This window comes from Gordonia namibiensis NBRC 108229, assembly GCF_000298235.1.
GTDB classification, from domain to species: Bacteria; Actinomycetota; Actinomycetes; order Mycobacteriales; family Mycobacteriaceae; genus Gordonia; species Gordonia namibiensis.
In genome coordinates, this window is record NZ_BAHE01000009.1 from 20,843 (window position 1) to 31,933 (window position 11,091).

Below are 11,091 nucleotides of genomic sequence, written 5' to 3' on the forward strand. Positions count from 1 at the left end.
CGAGTTCCCGCTATCGCCGGACCGGCGCTGCGGGCGTCTGCGCGGCGGGCTCGGGGTACCCGCCGATGAGGTTCCATTCGTCCGGGGTCGCGACCATCGTCACCAGCACCGGTTGACCGCCCGCGTCGAGCGAGAGGTCCTGTGGCGCACGCGGATTCTGGGTCAGGGCAACCGTAGGAGCGACGGTGGGGTCGTCGACGCCGGGAGCGGACACGATCATCCGCGTCGTATCCGGTTGCGGTGACGGGGGAGTGACACCGTCGACGATGACGAGCGCGGGGCCCGGCCGGGCCGGTGTGCGGTCCCCGGAGAGTGACAGTGCGCTCGGGTCGGCGACGGCGCTGACCAGCGGTGCCCATCTATGCGGGCGGTCGGTGTGGACGCGCACCGAGGCGCCGACGGCGACCGCGCGCAGCGCGATCTGCGCGACGACGTGGATACCGGCGGCGACCGACACGGTGGCGATGCCGGGGCCGACCAGTCGGGTGGCGACGGCGCGACCCGTGTGGTCGGCACCGATGAGCTGCCCGCACCCTCCGGCCGGGAGGCGAACCGAGCCGAGGAAGGCCTGAGCTTCCTCGCCGGTGAGGGTCGGTAGATTGCGGTCCAGGCGGGTGGGGGTCGCGATGGGGAGGCTGACGGCGAGGGCGTCGAACTGCCGGCCGTCGAGCGGCTGCAGACCGGCCGGCCACGAGGGCACCGACCGCCGTGCATCGGGGAACTCGTTGAACCGCACGAACGCGGAGACTTCGACCTCGGGTCGTCCGTTGCGATGGCGGCGGTCGGCGGTGACGTGCCGGAGACGGACGGTGAGGGTGGTGGAGACCGCCGAGTTCACCCAGATGTCGCGGACGACGGCGGGCAGCGCATCCGGTTCCACTGCGGCGCTGCGGATACGGAGCCCGGAGACCCCGACCGACTCCCATTCCTCGGTCAGCGAGTCGATGCCGGCGCCCTCGGTCAGCTGGGTGGTGACCGAGGTGATCTGTGCGGCGGACAGGATGGTGGTGGCCAGTCCGTGTTCGGCCAGGCGTTTGGCCACCCGGCGGGTCGTGACCGTCGCCGTGCGCAGGGCGCCGGTCGCGCCGCCGCCGCGTCGTGCCACGGCGTCGGGACACTCGAGCGGATCGAGCCGCAGCACGACGAAGACCGAACGCTGGGCCGTCGCCGACAGCGGGCCGAGGGTGCGGTCGTAGGTCGCGGGTGCGACACCCGAACCCCACACGCGCACACCGTGACTGATGACCTCGATCGAGCTGAGCGCGATGTCGTACCGGTCGATGCACTCGGCGAGGACGTCGAGGGGGACGAGTTGTCCGTTCTCGTCGCCGAGGGTGCTGTTGCCCGGTGTCAGGTAGGTGACCGCGGGGCCACCCGGGTCCACGCGGACCACGGTGACCAGGGTGTCGCCGACCCAGCGGGCACCGATGGTCGTGGGGGTCGACGAGCGGTGTGCCGACGGCCGGGTGGAGGGTGCGGACAGCGGGACGTCGAACGGGGCGGGGTTCAGATCGGAGTCTCTCCGGCGCATCCGCGACCAGGAGAACGACATCCGCGCGGCGAGTCGGCCGAACAGAGACTGCCGACCGCCCACGCTCACCAGCCCGGCCGCGATCACGACCGCCGCGAACAGGGCCGACAGCCCCCACACGCTGCCGGACAACGCCCACACCACGAGGCCGAGAGCCAGGATCACCTCGATCACCACGAGTGTGCGCAACCCCGACGCGCGCGTGTTCCGATCCACGATCCCCCCTCGATCCCGGCGCCGCGCCCCACGCGGCTCGCCCGTCGGTGTGTCCACAGGCGGCGGAGCCCCACACGTGAGGGGCTCATTTGTCGGTTAGGCTACTACCGCGCGGCAGGGGGTACGCCGCAGGAGATCACAACCGGTCCACACCGACGCCCGTTGGCGGGCGCGTGAGGTCGGTGCGGACAGGGGGAGTCGTGGCACGTCAGCTGACGACCAAGGCTCAGGTCAACGGCTATCGTTTCCTGATCAAACGGCTCGAGCATGCGCTCGTGCGCCGCGATGTGCGGATGCTGCACGACCCGATGCGGTCCCAGCTGCAGGCACTCGTTGTCGGAACCGTCCTGGGCCTGCTCGTCCTCGGTGGCTGCGGTGTGTACGGCCTCGTCCGTCCACAGGGATCGGTCGGGGACGCCACCATCATCGTCAGCAAGAACAGCGGCAGCACCTACGTTCTGGTGGAGGACACTCTGCACCCGGTGCTCAATCTCGCCTCGGCCCGGCTGATCACCGGGAGCTCCGAGAAGCCGGCGTCGGTGGCCGACTCCAAACTCGAGCCCTACCCGCGCGGCCCGCTGCTGGGCATCCCGGGTGCACCTGCCTCGCTGCCGGGTTCGGCGCACAAGAGCACCTCGATGTGGACGGTGTGCGACTCGTCGACGGTCTCGTCGGACTCCGCGAGCGAGTCGCTCCGACAGACGGTCATCGCCGACAAACCCGTGTTGGGGTCGTCGACCGTGGAGCCCGCTCGTCCGGAAGACGCGGTGCTCGTCCGTACCGGCGACGAGACCTTCCTGATCTATCAGCTGTTCCGCGACGGGGCCTGGAGTCCGGTCCGGGCGGCGGTCGACACCGACAGTGCGCCGGTCATGCGTGCCCTCGGTCTCGACGGCGTCACACCGCGCCGGATGACCCCTGGCCTCCTCAACAGCTTCCCGCTCGTCGAACCGCTGGAGGTGCCCACCGTTCCGGGTGCCGGGCAACCGGGCGCGGTCGACTCGACGACTGTCGGTTCCGTCGTGAAGTCGGTGGACGTCGACGACGAGACGACCTATCACGTCGTGCTCCGCGGCGGTGTGCAGGAGATCAGCGCCCCGGCCGCCGAGATCCTGCGTCTCGCCGATCGCGACGGCGCCGCACCCGTCAAGACGGTGGCGCCCGGCGAGCTCGCCACCCTGAAGGTGGTGGAGGAGTTGCCGATCGGTGACTTCCCCCAGGTCAACCCGTCGATGCTCGGCCTGTCCGCCGATCCGACCCTGTGTCGCAGCTGGTCTCGCGGCACCGACGAACCGCGGGCCGAGACCGCGCTGCTGGCCGGTCGCGCACTCCCGCTGGAGTCCGACGCCCGGCCGGTACGTCTGACGTCGGCCGACGGTGCCGGGCCCGGTCTCGACGAGGTCTATCTGCCGCCGGGCTCGGGGGAGTACCTCCAGGTGACGGGCAACGAGGCCGACAGTGCCCGCACCGAATCGCTGTTCTACGTGAACGATTCGGGTGTGCGCTTCGGCATACCGGACCTCGAGACGGGTGGGACCCTGGGACTCGGTGACTCGCCTTCGCGTGCACCGTGGTCGGTGGTGTCCCTGCTCGCGCCGGGGCCGACGCTCTCCGCGGAAGCGGCGCTGGTCGCCCACGACGGTCTGAAGACGGTCGGAATCGACCCGGACGGCGAATGATTCGCGTGGGTCCGGAGTCTCAGGACGTGAGCGGCCCGCCGACGATGTTCCCGACGATCCCGCGGATGATGTTGGTGCCGTCCTCGCCACGCAGTTCCTCGTACCAAGCGGCGGTCTTCTCCGGGTCCTTGCCGTGGGTCACGTCGCAGCGCTTGCGGGCGCGCAGCACGAGGTCGCCGGCCCGCTCGGTGCGCGCGGACTGATAGGCGGCCAGGGCTGCGAACGGATCGTCGGGGTGGTCGCGGAACGCGAACTGCAATGCGACCGCGTCCTCCATCGCCGAACAACCGCCCTGCCCGATGTCGGGGGTGGTGTTGTGTGCGGCGTCGCCGAGCACGGCGACGCGCCCCTTGACCCAGGTGTCGAACGGGTCGAGGTCGAGGATCTCGACCCGGTTGGTCGTCGCGGGATCGAGCTTGCCGATGAGGGTTTGGACTCCGGGTGCCCAGTCGGCGAACTCGTCGGCGAGCACCTCTCGTGCGGTACCGCGTTCGAACGGGACGCCCTCGGGCATGGGGACGTCGAAGAAGAAGTAGAAACGGTTGCCCGCCACCGGCATCACCGACACACGACGCGAATCACCAACGTAGGTGGTCCATTCGGTGGCCGGACCGATGTTCTCGTCCACCTCGACGAGCCCGTTGAAGTTGACGTATCCGGCGTAGCGGCGCTGGACCGGGCCGCCGAGAACGTACTCGCGGGTCAGCGATTTCGCCCCGTCGGCGCCGATCACGATGTCGGCGGAATCGGTGGTGCCGTCGGCGAATTCGACGGTCGCGCGATCCGCACCGTCGTGGACGGCCACCATCTTCTTGCCGAAGTGGATGTCGTCGTATCCGTAGGCGTTCATCAGCATCAGCTGCAGCTCGGCCCGCGCGATCGGGTAGGGGCGCTGGCCCACCTCGTCGATGAGCGGCTGCATGCTGAAGCGGCACATGGTGTCACCGGTGAAACCGTCGACGTAACTCATCGAGTCGACGATGCCGCCGAGTTCGGCGGTCTCCTTCTCGAGGCCGAGGTGGTTCAGACATTTGACGCCGTTGGACCACACCGAGATCGCCGCACCCACCGGCTTGTTCTCGGTCACCTGCTCGTACACCTCGACGTCGACACCGAGTTGTTTGAGGGCGATGGCCGCCGACATGCCGCCCATACCCGCGCCGACGATCACTGCCTTCACCACTCACCACCGCTTTCTCGAGATCACCGGCCGGCGCTGGCGCGGCCGGCCAGACACCAGGCTAGAGGGCGACCGACGGCGGCGCGCGACGAAGCCACGGTGATGACGCCGGCCGGTCGAGTGGAGTCAGTGTGGACCGCGGGAGGTCACGAGCGCGGTGACCATCTCCTGCCACTGGGTGGTGATGGTCTCCAGGTCGAGGCCAACCTCGACCATCAGAAAGCGCACCGATCCGGCGGCCAGCGGAGCCTGCACGGCAAGCGACATGAAGTCCAACTCATCGGCGAACCCCAACTGCCGCAGCAGGATCTGAACATGCTGCGTGGACGCGCGGCCCACCGGGTGGGTCATGAAGTCGTCACCGGCCGCCCCGGCCTCGAGGAGGATGTCGAGGTGGTCGCAGGTGAGTTTGAGTCGGGCCCGGCCATAGGCCAGCAGCCGGTCGAGCGGCGGCGCGCCGGGACCCAGCGGTTCGGGCCCGGACAGGTAGGCCTGCTGCATCTCCGATTCGGAGTGGTCGAGGAGCGCGAGCATCAGTCCGGTTCGGTTGCCGAAGCGGCGGAACACGGTGCCCTTGCCGACGCCGGCCTCGCGGGCGACCGCCTCCATGGTCACCGCGGCGGCACCGTGGTGATCGATCAGGTTCTTGGCGGCAGCCAGCAACAGACGCCGATTGCGTGCGGCGTCGGCACGTTCGGTCCCCGAGGTGTTGAAGGAGATATGGAGCGGGGAGTGGTCTGGCCCGTTCGGCACGTGATGAGGGTAACTCTTCGCCGCTATCGGGAATCAATCGGACTCGGGTCCGGTTGCTGGCTTCGTATCCACCGCCCTCGCCGGGCCGGTGCCCTCGTCGAAAGGAATGTCATGTCGGATCGAGTCGTCGAACTGGTAGCCCTCGTCGGAAGCCTGCGTGCTGCCTCCGTGAACCGTCAGCTGGCCCAGGTCGCCGCCGACAACGCCCCCGCCGGTGTCCACATCACCGTCGTCGACCATCTCGGTTCGCTGCCGTTCTACAGCGAGGACGTTGACGTCGAGGGCACCCTCGACGCCGGTGTGATCGCCCTGCGCGAGGCTGTCGCGAAGGCGGACGGTGTGCTCATCGCCACCCCCGAGTACAACGGCACCATTCCCGCCGCGCTGAAGAACGCCATCGACTGGCTCTCGCGCCCGTACGGAAACGGCGCCCTCAACGGCAAGCCCGTCGCTGTCCTGTCCGCCGCGCTCGGCCAGTACGGCGGCCTGTGGACCCGCGAGGACACCCGTAAGTCGGTCGGCATCGCCGGTGGCCGCGCGATCGAGGAGGCCGACCTCGGTCTGCAGATCCCGGCGCTCCCCGAGGGTGGACTGACCGATCCCGCGATCGTGGAGAAGGTCGTCGCCTCCGTCACGCGCATCGTCGATGAGGTCGCCGTCAGCGTCTGATCCGTCTCTTCCGTTTTCGTCGACGCCGCGTCGGGTACATGCCCGGCGCGGCGTCGTCGTTTCGTGCGCACATATAGAGGTATGACGACCTGGTGCTTGTGGACTGCCGGTGCACACGTTGTGGAGGACCCCTGGACAACCTGTGAACGACACGCCGGACGCAAGCGTGACACGCCGGAATTTATGATCCTGCACCCGCCCGACCTGCATGTCTTCCACCAATGTTATTCACAACCCCTTGTGGTGCCCAGAAATGTCAGCCACTAGGTGTAGTGTTTGCACTACCAGTCAGGCGGACAAGAGGAAGCGGATCTACTCCTCCGGAAACGCCAGGAAGACGGTGACTCAGATCACCATCTTTACGCTGGGAAACTGCATGTCACTGGCGATTCCAACGACCCGAGGAGAACCACTCGATGTCTTCCATCACCGTCTACACGAAGCCGGCATGTGTCCAGTGCAACGCCACCTACAAGGCTCTCGACAAGCAGGGTCTGTCCTACGAGATCGTCGACATCAGCCAGGACCCGGAAGCCCGTGACTACGTCATGGCGCTCGGCTACCTGCAGGCTCCGGTCGTCGTCGCCGGCGACGAGCACTGGTCGGGCTTCCGTCCCGACCGCATCAAGGCGCTCGCCACCGCTGCTGCCTGATCGCCGGCAGTCTGCCGTCACCATCGACCCCGACGCGGGTGTGATCCGAAGGGGAAGCCGGATCCGCCGCGTCGGGATGTGACAGCCGAGATGAACGTGGCCATCGGCCCCGACGGGGAAATGGTCACGACGGTTCCGGTGTTGGAACCACCAGGCGTCCCGAGCGCGGACGCAACGAACAATCGTCATCACAATCGGTCATCGTCAGCAGGGTTGGAGGGAGACATGTCGGCCACCTCGCCGTTGATCGTCTACTTCTCCTCGGTCTCCGAGAACACCCACCGGTTCGTCGAGAAGCTGGACATGCGTTCCGTGCGCATCCCGCTGACCGGCGCAGCAGGTGAATTCGGTGTCGACGAGCCGTACGTGCTGGTCTGCCCGACCTACGGGGGAGGCAAGGCGACGGGGCAACCCGGCGGCTTCGTCCCCAAGCAGGTCATCCGCTTTCTCAACGACGAACACAACCGATCCCTGATCAGGGGGGTGATCGCGGCGGGCAACACGAACTTCGGTGAGGAGTTCTGCTACGCCGGCGACATCATCTCGCGCAAATGTCGCGTGCCCTACCTGTACCGATTCGAACTGATGGGCACCACCGACGACGTCGACCGCGTCCGCGCCGGACTGGCCGACTTCGCCCAGAGCCCGGCGTTCGCAGGTGGTGTGTCGCTGCACGCCACACCCGCCTGACGCCCGCCCAGCGCGTCGCCACCGGACTGTCACACCCCGCCCATACTCTGCCCACGAGGCACTTGGTAAGCCCCCACTAACCGCAGGAGTCATCTGTCGTGTCGCCCACCGCCGCCGCCGTCTCGGACACCTCTTCAGCAAGCAAGTCGGGCGTGCATGCCGGCCCGTCGGGTCATGAACCCGGCGAGCTCGACTTCCATGCGCTCAACGCGATGCTCAACCTGTACGACGCCGACGGCAAGATCCAGTTCGACAAGGATCGCGAGGCCGCACGCCAGTACTTCCTGCAGCACGTCAACCAGAACACCGTGTTCTTCCACGACCTCGACGAGAAGCTCGACTATCTCGTCGAGGAGAACTACTACGAGCCCGAGGTCCTCGACAAGTACGACCGCGAGTTCGTCAAGGGCCTGTTCAAGCACGCCTACGACAAGAAGTTCCGCTTCCCGACGTTCCTCGGAGCGTTCAAGTACTACACGAGCTACACACTCAAGACCTTCGACGGCAAGCGCTACCTCGAGCGTTTCGAGGACCGCGTCTGCATGGTGGCGCTGACGCTGGCCGACGGCGACACCGCCCTCGCCCGCAACCTGGTCGACGAGATCATCTCCGGCCGCTTCCAGCCGGCCACCCCGACCTTCCTCAACTCGGGCAAGAAGCAGCGCGGCGAGCCGGTCTCGTGCTTCCTGCTCCGCATCGAGGACAACATGGAGTCGATCGGCCGCTCCATCAACTCGGCCCTGCAGCTGTCCAAGCGCGGTGGCGGAGTTGCGTTGCTGCTCTCCAACATTCGTGAGCACGGCGCACCGATCAAGAAGATCGAGAACCAGAGCTCGGGTGTCATCCCGATCATGAAGCTGCTCGAGGACTCCTTCTCCTACGCCAACCAGCTCGGCGCGCGTCAGGGTGCGGGCGCGGTCTACCTGCACGCCCATCACCCCGACATCTACCGCTTCCTCGACACCAAGCGCGAGAACGCGGACGAGAAGATCCGCATCAAGACGCTGTCGCTCGGCGTGGTCATCCCGGACATCACGTTCCAGCTGGCCAAGAACAACGACGACATGTACCTGTTCAGCCCGTACGACGTCGAACGCGTCTACGGCGCGCCGTTCGCCGACGTCAACGTCACCGAGCGCTACCACGAGATGGTCGAGGATCGTCGTATCCGCAAGACCAAGATCAAGGCGCGCGAGTTCTTCCAGACCCTCGCCGAGCTGCAGTTCGAGTCGGGCTACCCGTACATCATGTTCGAGGACACGGTGAACCGGTCGAACCCGATCGACGGCAAGATCACCCACTCCAATCTGTGCTCGGAGATCCTGCAGGTCTCGACGGCGTCGACCTTCAACGACGACCTGTCCTACTCCCATGTGGGCAAGGACATCTCGTGCAACCTGGGGTCGCTGAACATCGCCAAGACGATGGACTCGCCCGACATCGGCCAGACCATCGAGACCGCCATCCGCGGACTCACCGCGGTGAGCGACCAGACCTCGATCACCTCGGTGCCGTCGATCGAGCACGGCAACAACAACTCTCACGCCATCGGCCTCGGCCAGATGAACCTGCACGGCTACCTGGCCCGCGAGCGCATCTTCTACGGCAGCGACGAGGGCATCGACTTCACGAACATCTACTTCTACACGGTGCTCTTCCACGCACTGCGTGCGTCGAACCGGATCGCCCGTGAGCGCGGCCAGGCGTTCACCGGCTTCGAGAAGTCGAAGTACGCGTCGGGTGAGTTCTTCGACAAGTACACCAACAAGGTGTGGGAGCCGGAGACCCAGAAGGTGCGGGACATCTTCGGGCAGGCCGGGATTCACATCCCGACCCAGGACGACTGGCGTGAGCTGAAGGAGGCCGTCCAGCGCGACGGCATCTACAACCAGAACCTGCAGGCCGTTCCGCCGACCGGTTCGATCAGCTACATCAACCACTCGACCAGCTCGATCCACCCGGTCGCGGCCAAGATCGAGATCCGCAAGGAAGGCAAGATCGGTCGCGTCTATTACCCGGCGCCGTACATGACGAACGACAACCTGGAGTACTACCAGGATGCGTACGAGATCGGGTACGAGAAGATCATCGACACCTACGCCGCGGCGACGCAGCACGTCGACCAGGGCCTGAGCCTGACGCTGTTCTTCAAGGACACCGCCACCACGCGTGACGTCAACAAGGCGCAGATCTACGCATGGCGCAAGGGGATCAAGACGCTGTACTACATCCGTCTGCGTCAGATCGCGCTCGAGGGGACCGAGGTGGAGGGCTGCGTGTCATGCATGCTGTGACCCCCTGCGCCACCGCACCTTTCATCACTTCCGGCACCCACACCCCCCGTTAGACGAGGAACAGTCATGACCTCCACCGAAAGCCACAGCCCCGCCGACGGCGCCCCCATCAAGCTGGTCAGCCGGGTCTCGGCGATCAACTGGAACCGCGTCCCCGACGAGAAGGACGCCGAGGTGTGGGATCGCCTCACCGGCAACTTCTGGCTGCCGGAGAAGGTGCCGGTGTCCAACGACATCCCGTCCTGGGGCACGCTGACCGAGTACGAGAAGCAGCTCACCATGCGGGTATTCACCGGCCTGACGCTGCTCGACACCATTCAGGGCACCGTCGGCGCGGTGTCGCTGATCCCGGACGCCACCACTCCGCATGAGGAGGCGGTGCTCACCAACATCGCGTTCATGGAGTCGGTGCACGCCAAGTCCTACAGCTCGATCTTCTCGACCCTGTGCTCCACCAAGGAGATCGACGAGGCCTTCCGCTGGTCGGAGGAGAACGAGAATCTGCAGCGCAAGGCGCGGATCGTCATGGACTACTACCGTGGCGACGACCCGCTCAAGCGCAAGGTCGCCTCGACGCTGCTCGAGTCGTTCCTGTTCTACTCGGGCTTCTACCTGCCGATGTACTGGTCGAGCCGCGCCAAGCTCACCAACACCGCCGACCTGATCCGCCTCATCATCCGCGACGAGGCCGTCCACGGTTACTACATCGGCTACAAGTACCAGCGTGGCCTCGAGACCCAGACGCCGGAGCGTCGTCAGGAGCTCAAGGATTACACCTTCGAGCTGCTGTTCGAGCTGTACGACAACGAGAGCGACTACACCGAGGCGCTCTACGACGAGGTCGGGCTCACCGAGGACGTCAAGAAGTTCCTGCGCTACAACGCCAACAAGGCTCTGATGAACCTCGGCTACGAGGCGATGTTCCCGAAGGACGAGACCGACGTGAACCCGGCGATCCTGTCGGCGCTGTCGCCGAACGCCGACGAGAACCACGACTTCTTCTCAGGGTCGGGCAGCTCGTATGTCATCGGCAAGGCCGTCAACACCGAAGACGAAGACTGGGACTTCTAGTCCCCAGCCGATTTATAGCCCGAAGCCGCGCTCAGCGCGGTTTCGGGCTATAAATCTGTGGCGGTCAGGCGATCGTAGAGATCGCCGAGTTCGTCGACTTCGGCCGGCGAGGATCTTGCAAAACCCGTCCCGCCACGGCGATTGACGCCTGGATAAACGGCCCTGCGGTCTCATGCGAGTGCTGACCAAAGACCTGTCATGGGCGTTGGCTAGAGTGTGCGGCACTGTCGTTTTCGGTTCGCGTGCATTAATTACCCTCATCACGAAAATACGTTTGCTTTCCGAATCGCAGAAACCTATGGAGGATTACTGAGACCGGCGATGTAATCGGAGTCCACCAGGTCGAGCGTGATTC

General features: G+C 66.1%; 9 protein-coding genes. 6 read left to right on the forward strand and 3 right to left on the reverse strand.

What is annotated here, in order from left to right:
• Positions 1 to 10: 10 nt before the first annotated feature.
• On the reverse strand, positions 11 to 1,747 hold the full coding sequence (gene eccE / locus GONAM_RS04745) for a type VII secretion protein EccE (protein WP_006865642.1): 1,737 nt from the start codon (positions 1,745 to 1,747) through the stop codon (positions 11 to 13).
• A 200-nt stretch (positions 1,748 to 1,947) separates the two neighbouring features.
• Between eccE and eccB the strand changes: the two genes are divergently transcribed.
• Positions 1,948 to 3,426 (forward strand): type VII secretion protein EccB, encoded by a 1,479-nt coding sequence (gene eccB, locus GONAM_RS04750; protein WP_006865643.1) that lies wholly within the window; start codon positions 1,948 to 1,950, stop codon positions 3,424 to 3,426.
• A gap of 19 nt (positions 3,427 to 3,445) precedes the next feature.
• On the opposite strand, the gene hpxO is transcribed toward eccB, so the two are convergent.
• Positions 3,446 to 4,606: an FAD-dependent urate hydroxylase HpxO gene (gene hpxO / locus GONAM_RS04755; protein ID WP_040535473.1), complete on the reverse strand. Its 1,161-nt coding sequence runs from the start codon at positions 4,604 to 4,606 to the stop codon at positions 3,446 to 3,448.
• A gap of 126 nt (positions 4,607 to 4,732) precedes the next feature.
• A complete protein-coding gene (locus GONAM_RS04760; protein WP_006865645.1) occupies positions 4,733 to 5,359 on the reverse strand; it encodes a TetR/AcrR family transcriptional regulator in 627 nt (208 codons plus the stop codon).
• A 111-nt stretch (positions 5,360 to 5,470) separates the two neighbouring features.
• On the opposite strand from GONAM_RS04760, the gene GONAM_RS04765 reads away from it, so the two are divergent.
• The 5 genes from GONAM_RS04765 (at position 5,471) to nrdF (ending at position 10,736) form a co-directional block, all read left to right on the forward strand.
• On the forward strand, positions 5,471 to 6,028 hold the full coding sequence (locus GONAM_RS04765; RefSeq protein WP_006865647.1) for an NAD(P)H-dependent oxidoreductase: 558 nt from the start codon (positions 5,471 to 5,473) through the stop codon (positions 6,026 to 6,028).
• Positions 6,029 to 6,444: 416 nt separating this feature from the next.
• Positions 6,445 to 6,681: a redoxin NrdH gene (locus tag GONAM_RS04770; protein ID WP_005198719.1), complete on the forward strand. Its 237-nt coding sequence runs from the start codon at positions 6,445 to 6,447 to the stop codon at positions 6,679 to 6,681.
• A 225-nt stretch (positions 6,682 to 6,906) separates the two neighbouring features.
• Positions 6,907 to 7,371, forward strand: coding sequence for a class Ib ribonucleoside-diphosphate reductase assembly flavoprotein NrdI (gene nrdI, locus GONAM_RS04775; protein ID WP_006865648.1), 465 nt, complete (start codon positions 6,907 to 6,909; stop codon positions 7,369 to 7,371).
• A gap of 98 nt (positions 7,372 to 7,469) precedes the next feature.
• Positions 7,470 to 9,665, forward strand: coding sequence for a class 1b ribonucleoside-diphosphate reductase subunit alpha (gene nrdE / locus GONAM_RS04780; protein WP_006865649.1), 2,196 nt, complete (start codon positions 7,470 to 7,472; stop codon positions 9,663 to 9,665).
• A gap of 66 nt (positions 9,666 to 9,731) precedes the next feature.
• Positions 9,732 to 10,736, forward strand: a complete 1,005-nt coding sequence (gene nrdF / locus GONAM_RS04785; protein WP_006865650.1) for a class 1b ribonucleoside-diphosphate reductase subunit beta — start codon at positions 9,732 to 9,734, stop codon at positions 10,734 to 10,736.
• Positions 10,737 to 11,091 lie beyond the last annotated feature (355 nt).